Raw genomic sequence first — 20,211 nt, 5'->3', positions numbered from 1 at the left:
GCTCAGGCCTGCCCCTTCGCCGCCTTGCGAAACTCGTCGACCAGCTTGTCGACGATACTGTTCAACTGGCTGCGCTCCTCGGCGCTCAGCATCGACAGGATCTCCGTTTCCAGCGACTGGCCGAGTTCGTCGCTGGAAACGCGCGTCCGCTTGCCGGCCGCGGTCGGCCACAGCTGGAAATGGCGCGCGTCGTCGGGATGAATGGAGCGCCGCACCAGCTTACGCTCGATCAGGTCCGCGACCAGCTTCGAGAGCATCGTCTTCTCGATTAGCGTCTGCTCCTTCAGCACGCTCGCGGTGATCCCAGGCGCGTCGCAAATCATCCTCAGCACGCGCAGCGAGCGCACGTCGAGCCCGAACGCGGGCCGGTACTCGGCGTTCGCGCGGCTGATCATCTCGCTTTTGATCAGATCCAGCTTGAAGGTCAGATAAAGTGCTGCCCCGTTGGCGCCGCCGTCGTCGTGTTTTGCCTGGTCCTCGTCCTGGCCGCGGTCGTCCGGTTTCCCTTTATGCCCCGCCGGTGGCGTTCCTGCTCGCATGTGCTGCCGTCCTGTTCCCAAACCTTCACTTGTTGGAAGCGCGCCGCGCGCGGCCGCTCTGTCATCCATCATCATAGCCCACACGCGCCGGGCGTCCGGCGATCTCAGGGAATGTCATTAGTTGAATAATGCAACTATTGAATTATTCTTGGAACCGGACTGGAATCTGACCGGCCCGCCGTGCAGCGCATGGACGGACCGCACACTCACCTGGCAGAACGGGCAAAAGGAACTGGCGCCATGCAGACGGAAAGCGAACTGAACGACCTGGGCGAACACATGCGCGCGTGGCGCAGGGACATTCACCAGCATCCGGAGCTGGGTTTTCACGAGCATCGCACCGCCGGTCTGGTGGCGCAGCGGCTCGCCGACTGGGCGATCGACTTGCAGACCGGTGTTGGCGGCACAGGCGTGGTCGGCACGATTCGCGGCACGCGTGGCGAGGGTCCGTCGATCGGTCTGCGCGCCGACATGGACGCGCTGCCGATGAGCGAAAAAGGCACGCCCGCGCACCGCTCGACCCACGACAACGTATTCCACGGCTGCGGCCACGACGGCCACACGGCGATCCTGCTCGGCGTGGCGAAATATCTTGCCGCGCATCGCGACTTTCGCGGCACCGTTCATCTGATCTTTCAACCGGCCGAGGAAACGCTGCGCGGCGGCTCGGCGATGATCGACGACGGCCTGTTCGAGCGCTTCCACTGCGACGAAATCTACGCACTGCATAACAACAACCAGTTGCCAGCCGGCAAGATCGGCGTGCGCAATGGCGCGATCCTGTCGGCCTGCGACCTCTTTCGCATCAGCATCAAGGGCATCGGCAGTCATGCGGCGATGCCGCACAAGTCGATCGATCCGCTGATCGTCGGCACCACGCTCGTGCAGTCGATCCAGAGCATCGTGAGCCGCAACATCGATCCGCTCGATACCGCGGTGGTCAGCATCTGCAAGTTCCTCTCGGGCACCGCGATCAACGTGATTCCCGACAGCGCGGTGCTCGAAGGCACGGTGCGCACGCTCTCGGTCAAGGCACAGGAAACGTCGCTCGCGCGGCTGCGCGCGATCTGCGAAGGCGCGGCGATGATGTATGGCTGCGAAGTGAGCTTCGAGCACCTTCAAACTTCGCCGCCCACGCTCAATACGCCCGCCGAAACCGAAACGGTGCGCCGCGCGGCCGAGCGCGTGCTCGGCGCGGACAACGTGGTCGTCGACGTCGCGCCGCTGATGGCCTCGGAAGACTTCGCGTTCATGTTGCAGCAGCGTCCGGGCTCGTATTTTTTCCTCGGCCACAACGGGCTCACCTGCCATCACCCCGAATTCGATTTCGACGACGACACCGCCCCCACCGGCGCGGCCGTGTTCATCGAAATCGTTCGGCAACGGCTCGGCTAAGCCGACGCCATTCCACGCAATCGATCAGAAGGGACCGCCATGAACGCCAAACCGACGCCGTCGCCGGCGATGGTGCGCAAAGTCGTAATCGCATCCGTACTCGGCAATGCATTCGAATGGTTCGACTTCGCGATTTACGGCCTCTTCGCCGTGATAATCGCGAAGCTGTATTTTCCGGGCGGCAACGAATTCGCGTCGATGCTGCTGACGCTCGCCACATTCGGCGTCGGCTTCGCGGTGCGCCCGCTCGGGGGCGTGCTGCTCGGCCTGTATGGCGACCGCGTGGGCCGCAAGAAAGCGCTGTCACTCACGATCGTGCTGATGTCGATCGGCACCGGCATGATCGGCATCCTGCCGACCCACGCGGCGATCGGCATTGCCGCGCCGATCCTGATGGTGCTCGCGCGCTTGATCCAGGGCTTCTCGGTGGGTGGTGAATTCAGCGGCGCGACGACGATGCTGGTCGAATTCGCCCCCGCGAACCGGCGCGGCTTTTTCGGCAGTTTCCAGATGTGCTCGCAGGCGCTGGCGTTTTCGCTCGGTGCGCTGGTCGCGTATCTGCTGACCGTCAATCTCGCGCCGCAAGCGCTGGAATCGTGGGGCTGGCGTCTGCCGTTCCTGCTCGGCATCCTGATCGGGCCGGTCGGCTGGCTGATCCGCTCGACCGTCGACGAATCGCCGGAATTCCTCGCCTACGCGAACGAAGTGCGAAGCGGCAAGGTGGAGCGCGTGAAGACGCCGCTGCGCACCGTATTCCGCGACTATCCGCGCGCGATGCTCGGCACGCTCGGCATGTCGGTGGTCGGCACCGTGTCGGCCTACGTGTTCGTGTTTTTCCTGCCGATCTTCGCGAAGAAGCAACTGGGCATGTCGGCCTCCGACGTCAACCTGAGCACCTTCATCGGCACGCTGGTCATCCTCGTGTTCTGCCCGCTCGCGGGCTACCTGTCGGATCGTATCGGCCGCAAGGCGGTGCTGCTGCCGGCCATCGTCGCCTACAGCATCGCCTCGTACGTGCTGTTCAAACAACTCGTCGACGCACCGACGTTCGGCGCGTTGCTCACGGTGCAGATCGGCGTGTCGTTCTTCATGAGCTTCTTCTGGGGCCCCACGCCGATCGTGCTGACCGAGGTGTTCCCCGTCAGCGTGCGTTCGACCGGCGCCGCCGTCACTTACAACCTGGCCGTGCTGATTTTCGGCGGCCTCGCGCCGTTCGTGAATACGTGGCTCGTGCATGTGACCGGCAGCAATCTCGCACCGATCTATTACGTGCAGGTGAGCGTGGTCATCGGCCTGATCGGGGTGCTGACGTTGCCGTCAACCGCGCGCCGCGCCGCGACCGGCTTCGCGACCTGAGGCAACCTCAGGCATCGTGCGTAGCCGGCCCTGAGCGACTATTGGCTCGCCGGCCTGCTTGCGGCCACGTCACTCGCGGCCTTCTGCTTCTTTGCGGCTTCGTGATGTCCGACTGCGCACCCGGCGGCCGCGCCGGCCGTGCCGTGCTTGCCCGCGACGTGGCCCGCGACGCCGCCAACGGCCGCGCCTTTCAGGCAGCCCTCAGCGTGCGCCGGGGTAGCAAAGGACGCTGGAATGGCCACAGCGATGGCAAGGGAAAGGATCCGCTTTTTCATGGTGAGGGCTCCGTGGAAGTGTGGATCGCCGGACTCCGTTGGATTCCGTTCCAGGCGATTCACGCATCCCGCACGGGTTATGCCCGCCACCGTCCGGCGACTGCGCGGGCGCATGTCCTGCCTCACGCTCCGGTACGCTATCCTGTCCGGCACCTCATGACCTCTGGCCGCATGACGGCTGCGTAGAAGCTGCCCGGCCCCAGGTTGCCGCCCTATTGCTTGCCAGCCGCCCCACACGCTGCCCGCATCCCCGCTTCACTCAGATGCACGGTGCTCCAAGCGTCATTAGCATTCGACAATCCATTCGTAGTGCGGCGCGGTTCCGCATTCCTATAATCGCCCGGCATGTCAGCTCATCCTTTCATCCCGGAGACCTCTTCATGATTCGACCAACCCTGCGCATTCTCACCGCCCTCGCCCTCGTGCTGCCGTTTGCCAGCGGCCCCGCCTTCGCTGCCGGCACGCCGACGCCGCTCAAGGTGGGCGTGGCCGGCGGCGTGGATGAACAGATCTGGGAGGTCGTCACGCAGGTCGCGAAAAAAGACGGGCTCGACGTGGAGGCCATCGTGATCAGCGGCACCGCGAGCCCGAATGAGGCGCTCAACAATGGCGATCTGAACGCCAATTCCTTCCAGCACATCCCGTATCTGCGCGATCAGGTCAAGTCGCGCGGGTACAAGCTCGTGGCCGTGGGCGACACCTATATTTCGCCCATCGGCTTCTACTCGAAGAAGTACAAGTCGCTCGAAGCACTGCCTGCCGGTGCAACGGTTAGTATTCCTGCCGATCCGAGCAACCAGACGCGCGCGCTCGTGATCCTGCGCGATCACAAACTCATCACGTTGCGCGACGGTGTCGATCCCTACACGGGCACGGTTTCGCTTCAGGACGTGCGCGCCAACCCGCGCAAACTCAATTTCGTCGAGGCCGACCCGCTCGTCCAGGCGCGCTCGCTGCCCGACGTCGATGCCGCCGCCATCGTCAACAACGTGGCGTCCGAGGCGGGACTTTACGCCACGCGCGACGGCATCGCGGTCGAGCGCAAAGAGCACAACCCGTACGTGAACATCATCGCCGTGCGCGAGCAGGACCGCAACGCGCCGTGGGTACCGAAGCTCGTCAAGGCGTACCAGTCCGAGGAAGTCAGGCACTTTATCCAGACGCACTTCAACGGTTCCGTGATTCCCGCGTTCTGATGCTTCCGAGGTGAAAGCTTATGTCGCCGACCCTGGCTGACCGCTACGTCCGGGCCCTGCTCCAGACCCTGCTCATGGTGGGCGCGTCCATGGTGATCGCGATCGTCGCGGGCATGCTGCTCGCGATCGTGCTCACGCTGAGCGCGCCAGGCGGGCTGTATCCGCGGCCCTTGCTGCACAAGACGCTCTCCACCGCGATCAACATGTTTCGCGCGATCCCTTTCATCATCCTGCTGGTCGCGCTGCTGCCCGTCACGCGCTTCATCGTCGGGACGACGCTCGGCGCATGGGCCGCCGTTGTGCCCTTGAGCGCGAACCTGATTCCGTTCTTTGCACGCGTCGTTCAGGTCAATCTCAGCGGCGTCGAGCCGGGGCTGATCGAGGCCGCGCGCGCGATGGGCTGCAAACGCCTCCAGATCGTACGCCACGTGCTGTTGCCCGAATCGTTGCCCGGCATTCTCGGCGGCGTGACGGTAACCGCGATCGCGATGATCGACATGTCGGCGATGGCTGGCGCCGTGGGCGGCGGCGGCCTTGGCGACATGGCGATTCGCTATGGCTACGAGCGCTACGAAACCCAGGTGATGATCGTCGTGATCTTCATCCTGATCGCGCTCGTTTCAGTCATCCAGCTGGCGGGCGAGTTTTTCACCCGGCGGCTGGATCGCAGGCACTGATGCCGGATCGAAACGACGCCAGCCCCGGCTAGATCGACTCCCGTATCTGCAACTGCACCTTGCCGTTGCGGATCGGCATCACGTCGGGACTATCTTCGCCGACCTCGCGATCCATCGTTTCGTTCAGCTTGTCGTTCAGCGCGAGCAACAATTCGCCGTTGCGCTTTCTGTCGAGAGCCAGGTTATGCATCTCGCCGGGATCGCGCGCAAGGTCATAGACCTCGACGTCGTTCTTCTCGAACAACGCTTCGAGCGTCGTGGGACGATTGAACGCCATCGGCGAGAAGTAGCGGCTAAAGCGATAACGCCCGTCGAACACGCTGCGAATCGTTCCGCGCAGGCGGAAGTCAGGCTGTTGCGCGAGCGCGCGGCGGCGGATCTCGTCTTCGGGCACGCCTTTCTCGTGCAGCGTCTTGAACTCCTTGAGCATCCATTCGCTGTCGTAGTACAGCAGCATGGCGTAGTTAAAGAGCGCGGTCTCGCGGACCGAGTCAACGCGCGCCTGCTCCGGGCGCGCAAGCATGCCCGTGAGGTCGTGTCCTTTCAGCGCATCGCCGCCAATGGACTGCTGGCGCGCCGCGTCGAGCCCGGTCAGCCCGAGCAGCGTGGGTGTGATGTCGATATGCGAGGTCAAGGCCTCGCATCGCTTGCCGCCCGGATAGGCCGGATGGCGAATCACGAGCGGTACGTGGTTCTGCGGCGCATAGGTCGTCGCGCCCTTGTCGACAAGCTGATGAGCGCCGACATGATCGCCGTGATCCGCCGACATGACGACAATCGTCCGCTCGTCGAGCCCGAGCGTCTGAAGCGTCTCCAGGAGCCGCACGACATGGGTGTCGCAGTCGCGGATGCAATTAAAGTAGTTATCCTGATAGATCCGGACCCGCTCGTCGGTGAACGGGAAACGGCCGACGAGGTTCACGTGCGCATCGTTGTACATGCCGTGCGCGCGCGGGCGGCCGGGCTCGTCATACGGCTGGCGGCGCGACGCCGCCAGCGGAACCTGGCTCCAGCCCTGCTGGTAGAGCGCGTCTGAAGGCGGCGGCGCGTTGCCGAGGATCATCGCATTCGCGCGCTGCAATTCCGATCCAGGCGGATCGGTGTTCACGAACATCACGTCGTGCGGATTGACGAGGTTGACGGCCAGAAACCACGGCTTGCCCTCCTGGGCCAGGTGCGGGGCGCGCGTGCGCATCCAGCTCACGGCCGACTCGGTCGTGATGCCGTCGTAGTTGTAGCCGCCACGCACCTCGCCGATCAGGTCGCCCACGCCGAAGTAATCGTCGAACCCGTATTCCTTGATCTTTTGATGGTAGTCGGCCACCGGCGCGCTGTACGGACTGTTCGTCTCGTGCAGGCTGCCGCTCAGGTGCCATTTGCCAAGGTACGCCGCGTAGTAGCCGGCGTCGCGCATCATGTGGCCGATCGTGCGGATGTCGGTCGACATATCGGTTTGCCAGGGCACGCCCGCGTTGTCCAGCACGCCTGTGTGCTGTGTATGCTGGCCCGTATAGATGGTCGAGCGCGATGGCGAGCACACGCAGGAAGCGATCTGGTGGCGAGTGAACGTGATGCCGTCGCGCCGCAACGCTTCGCGCCCCGGCACGGGAAACGGCCAGGCGTCGAAGTAACGCTCCTGGTCGGTGAGGATGAACAGGATGTTGTAGCCAGGCGGGGCGCTTTCCGGCGCGCTCGTCGGCCCTTTTTGCGGTGCTTGCGAAGCGCTGTCCGGTTGTGACACGGCAGCCTCTGCCGGTCGCGCGAGACCCGTGGCCGCAATCGCCGCGCCCGCGCCCGCCACTTTCAGGAAGTGCCGCCTGCCGTCGCTCGCAAGCCGGGACGGTTTCGGGGCATCCGCTTTCTTCTGCTCGTTCATACGATTGTCTCCACGATTTTTTATCTACTGTTCGCACCCGTTCGGCCCGGATGTGCGATTCATTGTGGCGCAATGTGCGATACGATTCGATGAAAGATGAGTGTTGATCCATAACCCGGTGGTAATGAATGAGAGCGCACGATGGCCGCCACGAAAAGACCGCCCGTATTGCTTCCCGACGTGGCATCGCCCGGCGCCGACCGTGGCCGTATCGAACATTTGCCGCACGTGTTGCGCCGGCTGCGCATCCGTGACCTGGAGACGCTGGACTGGCTCGGGCGCTATCGCAGCTTCGCGCGCACGGCCGAAGAAGCGTCCATCACGCAGCCGGCGCTGTCGAAATGGCTGCGCGAGCTGGAAGACACGCTAGGCCTGCCGCTGTTCGAGCGCACCTCGCGGCGGGTCGCGCCCACGGCCTATGGCGAGGCGATGCTCGAATGCGTCGCGCGCATCCTCACCGACCTGCACACCGTGCAGCCCGCGTTCGATGCCTTGAAACGCGGCACGCGCCTGCCACTGAAGATCGGCATGCTGCCGTACATCGCCACACGCCTGCTGCCTGGTGTGATCGAGTATCTGGCCACGCACGCGCCCACCCAGCAGATCAACTACTCGGAAAGCACGCTCGACTACCTGCTGCCGCTGATACAGCGGCGCGAACTCGACATGGTCGTTTGCCGGCTAGAACCGGCCGTGCTGACCGCCGGCTTCACCGTCACCGAGCTATACAGCGACGAGATTCTGGTCGTCGCGCCGAAGGAGCATCCGTTGCACCGGCACACTCGCGTCACCTGGCGCGACGCGGCCGCCTGGCCGTGGATCATGCCGTCGATGGGCTCGCCCATGCGCACCGCGCTCGAAGTCGAGTTCGCGACGGCGGGCGTCGCCTCACCGCACGTGTTGATGGAGTCGACCTCGCATCTGACCAACTGCGCGGTGGCGCGACGCGTGCCGTGCCTGTTCGTCTCCACGCGCTTGCGGCGCGGCGAGACCGATTTGAATGGCGAGTTGCGGCAACTGCCGCTGAAGGTGTCGACGGCGGTGCAGCGCATCGGTGCGTTGACGGCGCAGCCGCAAAGCTCGGCGGTGTCCGTGGTGCTGGCCGCGTTGCAGGCGGCAGCACAGGCGAAATGACACGTTTCGCGCGCCGCGTTCAGTCGCCGCTCAGCACCCATTCGTCTTGCGGCGCCACGGGCGCGGCCTGCGTGCGCCAGCGTCCGAAAGCCATCATCGCCATGCCCGCAACGACCGCAGGCACGCCAACGATCGCGAAGACCAACGGCAACGACAGCCCCATCGAGAGCATCGCGCCGCCCGCGACCGAGCCGACCACCGAGCCCAGGCGGCCCACGCCGTTGGCCCAGCTCACGCCCGTTGCGCGGCAGTCGGTCGGATAGAACGCCGCGGTGAGCGCATTGGCGCCGACCTGCGAGCCCGACACGCAAAAACCGGCGAGAAAGACGGCGAGCGCCGCGAGCCAGGGCGTAGCGGCGAGCGAGCCGATGGCGGCCGTGAACACGCCGGCCGCTGCGTAGCTAGCACCGAGCACATAGCAGGGGTTGAGCCGGTCCATGAGCCAGCCAAGCACGATCGCGCCAAGCGTGCCGCCAACCTGGAACATCGCCGTGACGAGCGCCGCCGTGCGCAGCGAGGCGCCGGTCGTGCGCAGCAACGTGGGCAGCCAGCTCGACAGCAGGTAGATCACGAGCAGACTCATGAAGAAGGCCAGCCACATGAGCAGCGTGCCGCGCAGCAGTTCGGGACGGAACAGTCGACCCACCGGCGAACCGCCCGATTTCGCGCCGGACGCCGTGAACGTCGCGCCTTCGAGGTTGGTATCGGGGGCGATGCGCGCGAGCGTGCGCACGATGCGCTCGCCATGTCCACCGCGACCGGCGAGATAGCGCACCGATTCCGGCAGCCGCCACGCGAGCAGCGGCACGATCGCGATCGGTACGATGCCGCCCACGAACAGCACCGAGCGCCAGCCGTAATGCTCGATGAGCGCGGCGGCCGCGAATCCACCGAGCGCGGAGCCGATCGTGAAGCCGCAGAACATCGTCGTGACGAGAAAGGAGCGGCGCGCCGACGGGCAGTACTCCGAAGTGAGCGTGATCGCGTTCGGCATCGCGCCACCCAGGCCGAGACCGGTCAAAAAGCGCAGCGCGATCAGCACGCCGATCGACGGCGCGAACGCCGACATGACACTCGCCAAACCGAATGCGCATACGCAGACGAGCAAGAGCCGCTTGCGCCCCACCCGATCGCCAAACGGGCCGAACACGAGCGCACCGACCATCAGGCCTGCAAGCCCCGCGCCGAACAATGGCGCAAGTTGCGACGGTTGCAGTTGCCACTGCGTGTGCAGCACAGGGGCGATGAAGCCGATCGCGGCGGTATCGAAGCCATCAATGGCAACGATCAGGAAGCATAGGGTGACAATCAGCAACTGAAACCGCGAGACGCGATGCCGATCGATGAAGGCCGTCACGTCGACGGTGCGTGAGATTGTCATCGTTGTCTCCTGTCTTTTTCCGCCTTGGGCGTTGCGCCACGGCGTTATGGGTCGATGTGACGGAGCCCATTAAACGACAGGGAGATATGCCAGGTAAAATGACAAATTCATATCTTCCATATGGTTTTTTATATAGCTGGATCGGGAAGACGATTCGCGGACGGGTCGCGTACGTCGCATACGTATAGGGAAGCCCAAGCTTCTCCGCAGCTTGACATTCAGCATCGACATCACGACAAGGCGCGTGTTTTGCTGCACTTCATAGGATCAAAGCATGGCTGTCTCGCCGCATGCGGCCTGCTAGACTGGAAACTCCCGCGCAAACCATGGAGGAAGACATGACGACCGTCTACGTGGTGAAAACCGGTGAGCAGTTCCTCTGCTGTGCAGAGGACGGCGACATTGGCATGGCACCGGCAATTGAAGGGGCCAAGTCCTTTCTCTCCTATGAGGAAGCGGAAAAGGCGGCAAATGAGAACGCCGACCCCGGATACGAAATCGTGACCGTCAGCGTGACCAGACACTGACACGGAGTTTGCTGCTGGCGCTCGGTGACAGCGGGCGCCGGCGGAGCCTGGCGTTCTGCATCTGCTTACCGGAAATGCATCGCGATGGAAAACGCCTACCGCGACGAGCCGGGCTTCTGGAACACGGTGGCCGAAAACTGCTGAAAGCGGTCTCAGGTCCACCCTGGCGGTTCATGACGCCATGACGTGACGCTATCTGGATCACACGGGTCAAGGCATCAATCCACGATATTCTCCACGCAACTGGCGGGAAAAAAGCCCATCCCCTCCGGAGCGCGACGATGCTCATCGTTCGGCTCCGGTAACGTCCGCACATATTGCCCTACACACGATCGTGCTATCGTCGTCAGCCATTTCGGCGATCAGATTGCCGTTGCAGCAGGCTTTGGACGACCGCCTCCATGATCCATGACGATCCGTTCGACCCTTTCCCCCAAAAGCGGCGCCGCGCGTGGCCGCTGATTCTGCTGTGCGTCGTCGTCATCGCGGTGGCCGCGTTGGTGGCAGCAGCCGGGTTGACGCTGCGAGCCAGCCTGCCGCCGCTCGACGGCACGCGCGACGCGCCGGTATCCGCAACGGTGACGATCGCGCGCGACGCGCTCGGCGTGCCGACGGTACAAGGCAGCACGCGTGACGACGTCGCGTATGCGACCGGATTCGTTCACGCACAGGACCGCTTCTTTCAGATGGATTTGCTGCGCCGGGTCGCCGCCGGCGAGATGGCCGCGCTCATCGGGCCCGCTGCGTTGCCACTGGACCGGCGTGACCGCCCCTGGCGTTTTCGTGAGCACGCGCGGGCGACGCTCGCCGCGTTGCCCGCGGACCAGCGGCAACTGATCGAACGCTATGCGGCGGGTGTCAACGACGGCCTGCGCTCGCTTCGCGCGCGGCCGTTCGAATACTGGCTGCTGCGAACGCAACCGGTCCCGTGGCGCGCTGAGGACACGTTGCTCGCCGTCTATGCCATGTACTTCGACCTTCAGTACGGCCAGGTGACGCACGTGCTGTCGCGCGCGGCGCTGCGCGAGCGAGTGCCCGCGGATCTGCTCGCGTTCCTGCTGCCCGCGACGAGCCGCTGGGACGCTCCGCTCGACGGGATGCACACCGTCGCGCCGTCGCCCGCCACCCTGCCCGCACCGCCGCCGTGGCTGTCCGCAGCACGGTCCGCGGCGGACATCGCCCCGGAGGCCACCGCGTTATCGAGCGGCGTGCCCGAATTCATCGGCACGGGGGCCGCCGTCAACTCGATGGTCGGCAGCAATGGATTCGCGGTCGACGGTGCGCACGGCGTGGACGGGCGCGCGCTGCTCGCGAGCGACATGCATCTTGGCCTGTCGCTGCCGAATATCTGGTACCGGTTATCGCTGATCTATCGCGCGCCGGATGGCGGCACGCGGCGCATCACCGGCGTGAGCCTGCCAGGCACGCCACTCGTCGTGGCAGGCAGCAACGGCCATATTGCCTGGGGGTTCACGAACAGCTACGGGCGGTTCATCGATCTCGTCGAACTGGTACGCGACCCGGCCGATCCGCTGCGTTATGGCGTGCCCGACGGCGGCTGGCAGCGCGCGCAGGTGATCCATGAGCGCATCGACGTGAACGGCGGCGCGAGCGTCGATCTTCCTGTCGTGCAAACGCGCTGGGGCCCCCGGATCGTTGCCGGCCCCCATGCGTATGCGGTGCATTGGGTTGCGCAGGATCCACAGGCGATCAATGTGAACCTCATGCAGCTCGAAAGCGTGTCGAACGTCGCCGACGCGTTGCGCACCGCGCAGACCTCCGGCGTGCCAACGCAGAACTTCATGGCGGCCGATGCACAAGGCCATATCGGCTGGACGCTCGCCGGGCCCCTGCCGCGCTTTGCCGATGCGAATAGCGCAAATGCGACGACGCTCGCCAGCCTCCCGTTGCGCTCCGACACCTATCGCGGCTGGCAGGGGTATCTGCCGCCCGAAGCGTATCCGTCGCGCATCGATCCGCCAGCGGGCCGCATCTGGAGCGCGAACAACCGGACCTTGCCAGCGGACGAGGCGGCCCGCATCGGCGACGCAGGCGCCGATCTCGGCGCACGTGCGACGCAGATTCGCGACGATCTGCTCGCGTTGCCGCATGCGACCGAGCGCGACATGCTGGCGACGCAGACCGACGACCGGGCGTTGTGGATCGAACCCTGGCGACGCATTGCCCTCGACGCGCTCGACGCGAGCGCTCTCGACGGCCATCCCGAACGCGCGGCATTCCGCCGGCTTGTCGAAACCTGGAATGGCCGCGCGGATGTGAGCGCGGTCGGCTACCGGCTGCTGCGCGCGTTCTATTACTCGCTGTACGACGCCTGGTTCGGTGCGCTCGACAAGGAGATGAGCGCGTTCGCCCCCGAACTCGGCTATCGCGCGGCGAACTCGCGTTACGAGGCGACCATGGAGACACTCGCCGAGCAGCACGCGTGGGTACCCGAGGGCTACGCGGACTGGCGCGCGTTTGTGCTGGACCGGATCGACCGCTCGATTGCGCAATTGCCGAAGGGCACGAGGCTGGAAGATGCGCGCTGGGGCGAGCGCAACCGCTCCGCGATCGCGCATCCGTTCGCGCGGATGGTGCCGTCGTGGCTACCGTGGGTGCGCGGTTGGCTCAGCACGCCGAGCGATCCGCTGCCGGGCGACATCAATATGCCGCGCGTGCAGTCACCGGCGTTCGGTGCATCGGAGCGGTTCGCGGTGTCGCCGGGGCATGAGCAGGACGGCATCTTCGAGATGCCCGGCGGACAGTCGGGCAACCCGCTGTCGCCGTATTTCCTCGCGGGACATGAAACGTGGGTGCACGGCGATGCGGCGCCGTTCCTGCCCGGTCCCGCCGTCCATACGCTGAAGCTCAACGGGGCGGGTGCGCATCAGGCATCACTTTTAAATGGCGCTTTGGTCGTTCAGAAACCTCGCTAGCTCAAAGCGCCTCGACAAACGTTGCCAGCCGGGGTTACACGCCGGGAACCGGCGTTGTCGGGAGGCGGGCGACGAGGACGGTTAGTTGCGCGATAAAAGCGGAGACATGTCGTCGATGGCAGTCGCAACGCCCCCTACGGCTTGCACAGCTTCTAGCGTGTTGCATCCACCGGTTGAATCCGTATTGGGAAACCGGTCACAGGATGCGCCGCCAGGAAAGACCGTCATCTTCCCTGCGACGGATACGCACTGAAGTGCCGATAAACTGGCTATTCCCAAATCTGCGCAAATGGTTAATCTGCGAAGGTTCCGTGAACGCAAAAACCTCGCTGCCGAAATGCAACCATTCGGATCCTCCATGACTGAGCCTCGTCTGACATTCCTCGACCAGAATGAATGGGAAAACTGGTTGACGCAAAACGGCGACACCTCGGCCGGGATATGGCTGCGCCTTGCCAAAAAGGGCGCCGGGCAGCCAACCTTGACTTACGAACAGGCGCTGGAAAGTGCCCTTTGTCATGGCTGGATCGACGGTCAAAAACAGACTGAAAGCGACGAATGCTGGCTGCAACGCTTCACTCGACGCTCTGCAAAAAGTCTCTGGTCCAGGCTCAACAGAGACCGGGCCGAAGCGCTGATCGCCGCAGGCAGAATGCTGCCTTCGGGCATGCGAGAAATCGAGAAAGCCAAAGAGGATGGCCGCTGGGAAGCTGCCTATACGTCCGCCAGCAACTCAGTCGTGCCGGACGACCTTCAGGCCGCACTGGATGCCAATCCCAAGGCCAGCGCGTTCTTTGCGACGCTGAACGGCCGAAACCGCTATGCCGTCCTGTTTCGGATACAGAATGCCAAAAAGGCCGCAACGCGTGCGCGCAAGATCGAGGAGTTCATCGGCATGCTCAATCGCGGCGAAACCATTCATCCTTAGAGCAGGAAGTTCGAAAGCCGACGAGAATCGCCGCACGATGGCGCGCTCAAGGGAAGCCGCGAGCGGCCAATCTCAGCCGCAAATGGAGAGCAACAGGCAGGACGAAGATTCAATCGTGTTAACCGTATTGCTACCCACGCTCGCATGCCGGAAATTGAGCGGTGCCGGGAAGTCGGGATTCTGGTCGTCGCTTGTCATGAGAAGCTGGATACGGTGACCGGCACGAAACCGGCGAGCCGTGACAACGAGCGGAATCCGATACCTGACAACCGTACCGACCGGCACAGCTTCAAAACGCTTGCAGGGCAGCACAGGAGAACCCGCATGACTTTGCTGCTCATCGATTTCACGCAGGCTTGCGCGCAAAAATCCGGCCGTCACGTTCTGTGCCTTGCCCGACGGATCGACGTCCTGTAAAAGTACAATCCACGCGGTGTCCGGCGCCGTGCAGCTCGCATCAAGCTCGATCTCCGCATCGCCTGTTACGTCGACATCGTGTTCCAACGGGGCGCTAGTCCAGATCAGACTTGATGCGGGATCGGCCGGACTCGGAGCTTGACGATTCAATCCCTGGCCGAAAGCGATCAGTCGCCGCACCCCCGGTGTGCCCTCCTCGCTCGCAAGCGTGCCGTCCGCGCAGAGTGCAAACCGTCGCAGTTCCGTTCGTGCCGGCGGCCAGGTGTCCGACGTCCGCCATTCTTCGGCGCCAGCCATCCAGTAGCGGATCGGGTCGCCTTCAAGAATGCCCGTGTCGCGCTTTTTCAGCCAGTGGTCGAACCACGCAAGCGCTTCAACGTGGAGGCTTTCCCACGGCCAGGCGAGGCCATGTTCGCCCAGCATCGCCACGCGGACTTCCGGGCTGTTCCTGAGCGCGTGCCAGGCCCTGAACGTCGATGGAAGATGCATGGGGACATTGTCCCAGTCGCAGCCCAGATAAACGGGTACCTGGACGCGCTCCAGCAGCGGCAGCAGGCTGCGCTCCTCCCACCAGTCGTCGCGCGTCTGGTGTTCAACAACGCAAGCCCGCCATAGATCGTCCCAGGGATGCGGATCGTGATGCAGTGTGAGCAAGCCCTTCAGGGCCGCGATTGCCGCCTCGCCATTGATCGTCTCGAACCGTTTGTGAATGACAGGTGTCTTCAGGAAGCGCCCCAAAACTTCGACGAACCGATTGCGGTAGAAGTCGCTGACGTGTGCCGACGTCGCACCGATCATCGACAGGTACGGCGTCAGAAAACTCGTGCTCGCCAGTCCGTTGTGTACGGCCGCTTCGTAGAGGTCGATACTCGCCGCGACAGGAAAGATGGCCTTTAGATGGGCGGGCTGTTCCACCGCCGCCTCCAGCTGGGTCATCGCAAAGTAGCTGATTCCCACCATGCCGACGTTACCGTCGGACCACGACTGCTCGCCGGCCCATTGGACGAGATCGTGCATGTCTCGCCGTTCCTGCGCGTCGAAAAACCCGAACGTTCCGCCAGAGCCACCCGTGCCGCGCACGTTTGCAATGACGTGTACGTAGCCTCGCGGCACGAAAAAGTCGCTGGCGCCCGCTTCCAGAAAGCCCAGCGGCGCCCCGAGGTTCTGGATCTGACGCGGATAAGGCGATGCCGAAACCAGCACCGGGTATCGGCCGGGTGCTGCGGGCCTGCGGATGTCCGCGCGCAGCTCAACGCCATCGCGCATGCGCACGACCACGTCGAATTCCGAGCCCATCTCGAACACCGGACGAGAAAGATTCCTGTAGTGGCGGCCCGTTGTCTGGGGCCCGTTGAGTTGACGCTGGCCGGGTTCCGTCCCGGAGACTGCTCGTGACATGGTGCGGCTCCATCGAGAATGATCCGGTCGTCACCGTCATAGCCAAGGCCTGCCCAAAAGTGACAGCTGGAATCGACTGCATCGTGCCCGTCTGTCCACGCAGCGGGCGATGATGAAGTAGAATGGAGCATATCCGAATTCAAATTCAAATTCAAACTAATTCCCGTAAGGTACGTTGACCATGCCAACGAATTCAGGCAGGACCCCGGACACGCGAAAAGGTCGGGCGTCACGGCCAGACGGCGCCGCGACGCGGCAGCATTTGCTCGATGTCGCGGGACGCATCTTCGCCGAACGCGGATTTGCCGAATCCACCAGTAAGGCGATATGTGAGACGGCTGGCACCCCTATGGCGTCGGTCAATTACCACTTCGGCAGTCGGGAAGCGCTTTATGAAGCGGCCCTTATCGAAGCGCACCGGCAGGTCGTGGGACTGGACGAACTCGCCGCACTTGTAGACGGAATCAGCGATCCGCAGGACAGGCTTCGCACCGTGCTTACGCGCCTCGTGAGCCTATCGACCAGCACGAAAAGGCCATGGGGATTTTTGCTGATATTGCGCGAAGTCCTCTCGCCGTCGGCGGCCATTCCCGCGTTCGTCGAGCAGGCTGTGCGGCCGAAAGCGGCCTTCATGCTCGGCATCGTCAGCGACGTGCTGGGTCTGAAGCCGAACGATGCCGCCGTTCAACGTGCAGTGCTGTTCACCGTATTGCCCTGTATCGCAATGATGATTGCGCCCAGGAAAATACAGTCGGCCGTACTTCCCGCGGCAGGCAGCGATCACGAGGCGATTGTCGATGATTACGTAGAGTTCGTTATTGCGGGGCTTGAAGCGCTTGCCAACGCGCACCGCGCCGGCAAGCCTTCACAGGCGGTCGAAGCCGTTCGTCGAAGACGCACGCGAAAGAAGGCTGGGGCATAGCAGGTGAAGCGATCGGCAAAAAGCCATAGGACGTCGCCTGGCAATACTGCACGTTTCTGTGCACACACTGCTCATCGCCGTTCCGGCGGCAGCGCCGGAACCCAACTCCGCCACAAGGGTGGCGAGCGACTCAGGCCCTCGCGAATTGCTAACTATAACCTGATGATCGTGCGCCAAGACGTGCCTGGCGAGGGTTTGGGCGATAGTCCCGGCACCGATAAACCCGATTTACATTGCGAATTTGCTTGCTGACATGAGGTTGATCATTCATGGGGTGCCGGCGTGACCCCATGACCGCGCTTAACGTACAAACCATGCCAATCACATTACTTTCAAAATACAAGTAAAAGGCGGAATTTTACTTGCAACATACAAGCGATGTTAAGATGTAGCCATGAATACGAAGAGCAAAGAAGACGTTCGGTCCCATTGCGCGGTGAACTACGGCGTGGAAATCTTCGGCGACCGGTGGTCGCTCTTGATCATTCGGGACATCGTTTTTGCTGGCAAGAAGACGTACGGCGAGTTCCTGAAATCGGAAGAGGGAATTGCGACCAACGTCCTTGCTTCCCGCCTTGCCTTTCTTGATGAGCAAGGAATTCTCTCGAGGGCGCCCAGCCCCGACGACAGGCGCAAGGACTTCTACACTCTGACCGAGAAGGGACTGGACCTCATTCCCATCGTCCTTAACATAGTCCTTTGGAGCGCGAAGCACGACTCGAAGTCGTATGTGCGGCGCAGCAAGGAGTTCCTTGCTCGACTAAGTCGAAGCCCCATGCAGGTGAGCGAAGAGGTGAAGGCGCTGGTCCGCAGCGGCGGCTGTATCTTTCCTGATAGCAACTGAGCATGACGGCAAGGACGCGCCGGCACGTCGCGCGAATGATATGCGCACGCCAACGGCTACAAAGTGCTGCGAATAGCGAGGCCGATGTCCGAAACGGTCCTGGAAGCTACCATTAATGTTTCACCAACCCCGGCAGCTCCTTCGGGTCGACCACGGAAGTTCATGGTTCCGCGGTCGCACAACGTCGGGCGCGCCGCTTCCGGGCCGGGCTGTCGTCAGCTACACCCGCTACAATGAATGCACGCCAGGAGACAGCCGGGACCCGTCATGCACCGTACCCCGATCACGCGAGCGTGGAAACAAACAGCCAGGCCAATCCGCATCGCTGCGTGCGTTGCTTTGTTGCTGTCGCCACTTACCCTGCCAGCGCAGGACGAAACACCGGGTATTGCCTTTTCCACGCTCGAGCCGGGCGGACCACTGCCCGCAGGGTGGAAGAACCTGCCGGTCGTACACGGCAAGGCGATGACCCAATACACCCTGGTTCACGACGGCAACAAAACTGTCCTTCAGGCAGACGCCGATCGTTCCGCTTCCGCGCTGATGCATGAAGGCAATATCGATCTCGCGCAGACACCCGTCGTGGCATGGCGCTGGAAAGCGGAAAAGCCCATAGAGGGCGCGGACAATCGCGTCGGTTCGAAGGAAGACGCACCGGCGCGACTGGTCTTCACATTTGATGGCGACGTGAGCAAACTTTCGATTTTCGATCGCACGAGCATGGCAATGGCAAGGCGCCTGGGCGGCCAGGACCTGCCCTACGCAACGCTCATGTACATCTGGTCAACCTCGGCCGCGCCAGGCAGTGTGATTGCCAACCCTCACACGGGCCGCGTTCAGATGATCGTCGTGTCCGGCCAGCCCGGCGATGCCGGCCAGTGGCAAACGCTCCGTCGCAACGTCGTGCAGGACTATGAGAAAGTCTTTCACGAACCGCCAGGACGGATCATCGGCTACGGCCTGCTGACCGACACCGACAACACCGGCACGACGACACGCGCGTGGTATGGAGACATCCATTTTCTGCCTGGGCCATGATTCATAGGAGCCTCCACGCGAGTCCAGCTTCATGATGCCCATGGGCATGGCCGTGTCGGCGTCCACGTTCACGCTCGGCGAAAATCACCGTGGCTTGTAAGAGAATTTCTGGCCGCCGACGCTTGCCTCGTACATCAGCCCACCCTTGGCCACTGTGAATACGGCCATGCCTTTTCGATAGGACCCAGCAGTTTTGGCGTCTTTCTTGCCACCGCTGACGTTAGCAGACGTGCCCGTCGTGCCTGCCTGTGCACCCGCCGCCGCGGTGATCGCGATCGCATTGGCATCCGCGCCGAATTCGAAGTTGCCACCGGTGAATTCCTTGAGCGCGCGTGCATCTTCGAACAGGATGAGTTCACTGTACACCTGACCGCCTAGTTGCAAACCCACAGTGAGCTGAGTCATCGTCGCATCGCCGATATGTTTCCCTTGCTCATAGACGCGGCCCTTCCCACGGGCGCCGCCGATACCGACCCCTCCCTTGCCGATCTTCGGAAACACAGCGTAGGCGTAGGCACTCTGTAGAAGACTGCCGCTTTCTCCCGCGTTCTTGAACAGGTTGAGTGCGTCCGAATATTCGTCGGCCCAGGCAGCAGAAACAGGCAAAAACAGCAGGATCGTGAGCATCAACATCAGACGTTTGAGCATGATATGTTCTCCAAGGATTGGGCGCATTCAAGCACTGCCGTGATGCATTTGCAGTGTATAACCAATTTACCCCGCTACGACATCCTCGATCCGTTGCAGCGTCACCGTCCGTGACGGGGATGCTGATATAGCCGACCTGGTGCTAGCCATCGCCCCGCTCCGGGTGATACGCATGCACTGACCTGACGCGAGTTGGCTACGCCATTCTCCCGAGCCTATCGTTCGTAGACCAAACGATATGATCGACGTTGCAGACGGCACAAGAAGGCGCAATCGGCCATCGTCGAAGCACCCGACACGCTTATGCCGCCCGGACAAACGGTGTCCGGCTTCGTGCTGACTCATCTCGACAAAGGCGTGAAATGAGTGCAGTCGCGAACCGGCGCAGCGGGCAGTCCGTGCGGGCGAGCCACTTGTGACTCAAAGTTAAAGATGCTTTGAATATCGGCCCGATTCCTGGACTCCCGGTAGGGGTAAAGTGCCATCCACTGACTACATATGAGGACGGAGACATGAAGACCTATCGCATCGCAACGATCCCTGGCGACGGCATCGGCAAGGAAGTCGTGCCCGCGGGCAAGCAGGTGCTCGAAGTGCTGGGCAAACACGGCGATCAATTCGCCTTCGAATTCGAGGATTTCGACTGGGGCGCCGACTACTACCGCCAGCACGGCGTGATGATGCCCGCCGACGGCCTCGACGCCATTCGCGACAAGGACGCCAT

Annotated in this window: 19 protein-coding genes; 12 read left to right on the top strand and 7 right to left on the bottom strand. The window is 63.0% G+C overall.

The genetic code is table 11. From position 1 onward, the window contains the following. Positions 1 to 2 precede the first annotated feature (2 nt). Positions 3 to 614 (bottom strand): MarR family winged helix-turn-helix transcriptional regulator, encoded by a 612-nt coding sequence (locus C7401_RS23800; protein WP_258397205.1) that lies wholly within the window; start codon positions 612 to 614, stop codon positions 3 to 5. A gap of 165 nt (positions 615 to 779) precedes the next feature. Between C7401_RS23800 and C7401_RS23795 the strand changes: the two genes are divergently transcribed. Together C7401_RS23795 and C7401_RS23790 are read left to right on the top strand one after the other, a co-directional pair. Beyond that, on the top strand, positions 780 to 1,934 hold the full coding sequence (locus C7401_RS23795; protein ID WP_258397204.1) for a M20 aminoacylase family protein: 1,155 nt from the start codon (positions 780 to 782) through the stop codon (positions 1,932 to 1,934). Between the two features lie 39 nt (positions 1,935 to 1,973). Then, positions 1,974 to 3,290, top strand: a complete 1,317-nt coding sequence (locus C7401_RS23790) for an MFS transporter (RefSeq protein ID WP_112173872.1) — start codon at positions 1,974 to 1,976, stop codon at positions 3,288 to 3,290. 38 nt (positions 3,291 to 3,328) lie between these two features. Here C7401_RS23790 and C7401_RS23785 read toward each other — a convergent pair whose 3' ends face one another. Next, positions 3,329 to 3,565, bottom strand: a complete 237-nt coding sequence (locus C7401_RS23785; RefSeq protein WP_112173871.1) for a hypothetical protein — start codon at positions 3,563 to 3,565, stop codon at positions 3,329 to 3,331. Positions 3,566 to 3,945: 380 nt separating this feature from the next. On the opposite strand from C7401_RS23785, the gene C7401_RS23780 reads away from it, so the two are divergent. Both C7401_RS23780 and C7401_RS23775 read left to right on the top strand, forming a co-directional pair. Then, positions 3,946 to 4,761, top strand: a complete 816-nt coding sequence (locus C7401_RS23780; RefSeq protein WP_112173870.1) for a MetQ/NlpA family ABC transporter substrate-binding protein — start codon at positions 3,946 to 3,948, stop codon at positions 4,759 to 4,761. 20 nt (positions 4,762 to 4,781) lie between these two features. Further along, positions 4,782 to 5,438 (top strand): methionine ABC transporter permease, encoded by a 657-nt coding sequence (locus tag C7401_RS23775; RefSeq protein WP_112173869.1) that lies wholly within the window; start codon positions 4,782 to 4,784, stop codon positions 5,436 to 5,438. A gap of 28 nt (positions 5,439 to 5,466) precedes the next feature. On the opposite strand, the gene C7401_RS23770 is transcribed toward C7401_RS23775, so the two are convergent. Beyond that, complete coding sequence (locus tag C7401_RS23770; RefSeq protein ID WP_112173868.1) at positions 5,467 to 7,314, bottom strand: sulfatase family protein; 1,848 nt, start codon at positions 7,312 to 7,314, stop codon at positions 5,467 to 5,469. 141 nt (positions 7,315 to 7,455) lie between these two features. Between C7401_RS23770 and C7401_RS23765 the strand changes: the two genes are divergently transcribed. Then, positions 7,456 to 8,448, top strand: a complete 993-nt coding sequence (locus tag C7401_RS23765) for a LysR family transcriptional regulator (RefSeq protein ID WP_112173867.1) — start codon at positions 7,456 to 7,458, stop codon at positions 8,446 to 8,448. 19 nt (positions 8,449 to 8,467) lie between these two features. On the opposite strand, the gene C7401_RS23760 is transcribed toward C7401_RS23765, so the two are convergent. Further along, entirely contained in the window at positions 8,468 to 9,829 is a 1,362-nt protein-coding gene (locus C7401_RS23760) for an MFS transporter (RefSeq protein ID WP_112173866.1), read from the bottom strand. Positions 9,830 to 10,167: 338 nt separating this feature from the next. On the opposite strand from C7401_RS23760, the gene C7401_RS23755 reads away from it, so the two are divergent. From C7401_RS23755 to C7401_RS23745, 3 genes are all read left to right on the top strand, one after another. After that, positions 10,168 to 10,356 carry a hypothetical protein gene (locus C7401_RS23755; protein WP_112174031.1) on the top strand — a complete coding sequence of 63 codons (189 nt, stop codon included), beginning with the start codon at positions 10,168 to 10,170 and terminating at the stop codon, positions 10,354 to 10,356. A 401-nt stretch (positions 10,357 to 10,757) separates the two neighbouring features. After that, entirely contained in the window at positions 10,758 to 13,292 is a 2,535-nt protein-coding gene (locus tag C7401_RS23750) for a penicillin acylase family protein (RefSeq protein WP_112173865.1), read from the top strand. Positions 13,293 to 13,650: 358 nt separating this feature from the next. After that, positions 13,651 to 14,220, top strand: a complete 570-nt coding sequence (locus C7401_RS23745) for a YdeI/OmpD-associated family protein (protein WP_112173864.1) — start codon at positions 13,651 to 13,653, stop codon at positions 14,218 to 14,220. A gap of 72 nt (positions 14,221 to 14,292) precedes the next feature. Here C7401_RS23745 and C7401_RS23740 read toward each other — a convergent pair whose 3' ends face one another. After that, positions 14,293 to 16,035 carry a CocE/NonD family hydrolase gene (locus tag C7401_RS23740; RefSeq protein WP_112173863.1) on the bottom strand — a complete coding sequence of 581 codons (1,743 nt, stop codon included), beginning with the start codon at positions 16,033 to 16,035 and terminating at the stop codon, positions 14,293 to 14,295. Positions 16,036 to 16,216: 181 nt separating this feature from the next. Here C7401_RS23740 and C7401_RS23735 point away from each other — a divergent pair, with 181 nt between their 5' ends. Further along, complete coding sequence (locus C7401_RS23735; RefSeq protein WP_112173862.1) at positions 16,217 to 16,957, top strand: TetR/AcrR family transcriptional regulator; 741 nt, start codon at positions 16,217 to 16,219, stop codon at positions 16,955 to 16,957. Here C7401_RS23735 and C7401_RS46115 read toward each other — a convergent pair. Next, entirely contained in the window at positions 16,901 to 17,176 is a 276-nt protein-coding gene (locus C7401_RS46115; RefSeq protein ID WP_373864455.1) for an NAD(P)-binding domain-containing protein, read from the bottom strand. The two genes, C7401_RS23735 and C7401_RS46115, sit on opposite strands and share 57 nt — an antisense overlap. Positions 17,177 to 17,351: 175 nt before the next feature. On the opposite strand from C7401_RS46115, the gene C7401_RS23725 reads away from it, so the two are divergent. Both C7401_RS23725 and C7401_RS23720 read left to right on the top strand, forming a co-directional pair. After that, positions 17,352 to 17,801 (top strand): winged helix-turn-helix transcriptional regulator, encoded by a 450-nt coding sequence (locus C7401_RS23725; RefSeq protein WP_112173861.1) that lies wholly within the window; start codon positions 17,352 to 17,354, stop codon positions 17,799 to 17,801. Between the two features lie 267 nt (positions 17,802 to 18,068). Beyond that, positions 18,069 to 18,839 carry a DUF3047 domain-containing protein gene (locus tag C7401_RS23720; RefSeq protein ID WP_112173860.1) on the top strand — a complete coding sequence of 257 codons (771 nt, stop codon included), beginning with the start codon at positions 18,069 to 18,071 and terminating at the stop codon, positions 18,837 to 18,839. Between the two features lie 84 nt (positions 18,840 to 18,923). Here C7401_RS23720 and C7401_RS23715 read toward each other — a convergent pair whose 3' ends face one another. Further along, positions 18,924 to 19,487: a YSC84-related protein gene (locus C7401_RS23715; protein WP_112173859.1), complete on the bottom strand. Its 564-nt coding sequence runs from the start codon at positions 19,485 to 19,487 to the stop codon at positions 18,924 to 18,926. Positions 19,488 to 19,999: 512 nt separating this feature from the next. Here C7401_RS23715 and C7401_RS23710 point away from each other — a divergent pair. Continuing rightward, positions 20,000 to 20,211, top strand: a 212-nt coding sequence (locus tag C7401_RS23710) for an isocitrate/isopropylmalate family dehydrogenase (protein WP_258397203.1), incomplete at its 3' end; no start/stop codon positions are given.

It is taken from the genome of Paraburkholderia unamae (genome assembly GCF_003268775.1).
GTDB classification, from domain to species: Bacteria; Pseudomonadota; Gammaproteobacteria; order Burkholderiales; family Burkholderiaceae; genus Paraburkholderia; species Paraburkholderia unamae.
The sequence above is the reverse complement of the archived record's forward strand: the minus strand, read 5'-3'. Positions and strand labels throughout refer to the sequence as shown.

Excerpts from the sequence above, each read along its gene's own strand:
- C7401_RS23800 (WP_258397205.1), bottom strand. The coding sequence starts at position 614 with ATGATGATGGATGACAGAGCGGCCGCGCGCGGCGCGCTTCCAACAAGT.
- C7401_RS23795 (WP_258397204.1), top strand. The coding sequence starts at position 780 with ATGCAGACGGAAAGCGAACTGAACGACCTGGGCGAACACATGCGCGCG.
- C7401_RS23790 (WP_112173872.1), top strand. The coding sequence starts at position 1,974 with ATGAACGCCAAACCGACGCCGTCGCCGGCGATGGTGCGCAAAGTCGTA.
- C7401_RS23785 (WP_112173871.1), bottom strand. The coding sequence starts at position 3,565 with ATGAAAAAGCGGATCCTTTCCCTTGCCATCGCTGTGGCCATTCCAGCG.
- C7401_RS23780 (WP_112173870.1), top strand. The coding sequence starts at position 3,946 with ATGATTCGACCAACCCTGCGCATTCTCACCGCCCTCGCCCTCGTGCTG.
- C7401_RS23775 (WP_112173869.1), top strand. The coding sequence starts at position 4,782 with ATGTCGCCGACCCTGGCTGACCGCTACGTCCGGGCCCTGCTCCAGACC.
- C7401_RS23770 (WP_112173868.1), bottom strand. The coding sequence starts at position 7,314 with ATGAACGAGCAGAAGAAAGCGGATGCCCCGAAACCGTCCCGGCTTGCG.
- C7401_RS23765 (WP_112173867.1), top strand. The coding sequence starts at position 7,456 with ATGGCCGCCACGAAAAGACCGCCCGTATTGCTTCCCGACGTGGCATCG.
- C7401_RS23760 (WP_112173866.1), bottom strand. The coding sequence starts at position 9,829 with ATGACAATCTCACGCACCGTCGACGTGACGGCCTTCATCGATCGGCAT.
- C7401_RS23755 (WP_112174031.1), top strand. The coding sequence starts at position 10,168 with ATGACGACCGTCTACGTGGTGAAAACCGGTGAGCAGTTCCTCTGCTGT.
- C7401_RS23750 (WP_112173865.1), top strand. The coding sequence starts at position 10,758 with ATGATCCATGACGATCCGTTCGACCCTTTCCCCCAAAAGCGGCGCCGC.
- C7401_RS23745 (WP_112173864.1), top strand. The coding sequence starts at position 13,651 with ATGACTGAGCCTCGTCTGACATTCCTCGACCAGAATGAATGGGAAAAC.
- C7401_RS23740 (WP_112173863.1), bottom strand. The coding sequence starts at position 16,035 with ATGTCACGAGCAGTCTCCGGGACGGAACCCGGCCAGCGTCAACTCAAC.
- C7401_RS23735 (WP_112173862.1), top strand. The coding sequence starts at position 16,217 with ATGCCAACGAATTCAGGCAGGACCCCGGACACGCGAAAAGGTCGGGCG.
- C7401_RS23725 (WP_112173861.1), top strand. The coding sequence starts at position 17,352 with ATGAATACGAAGAGCAAAGAAGACGTTCGGTCCCATTGCGCGGTGAAC.
- C7401_RS23720 (WP_112173860.1), top strand. The coding sequence starts at position 18,069 with ATGCACCGTACCCCGATCACGCGAGCGTGGAAACAAACAGCCAGGCCA.
- C7401_RS23715 (WP_112173859.1), bottom strand. The coding sequence starts at position 19,487 with ATGCTCAAACGTCTGATGTTGATGCTCACGATCCTGCTGTTTTTGCCT.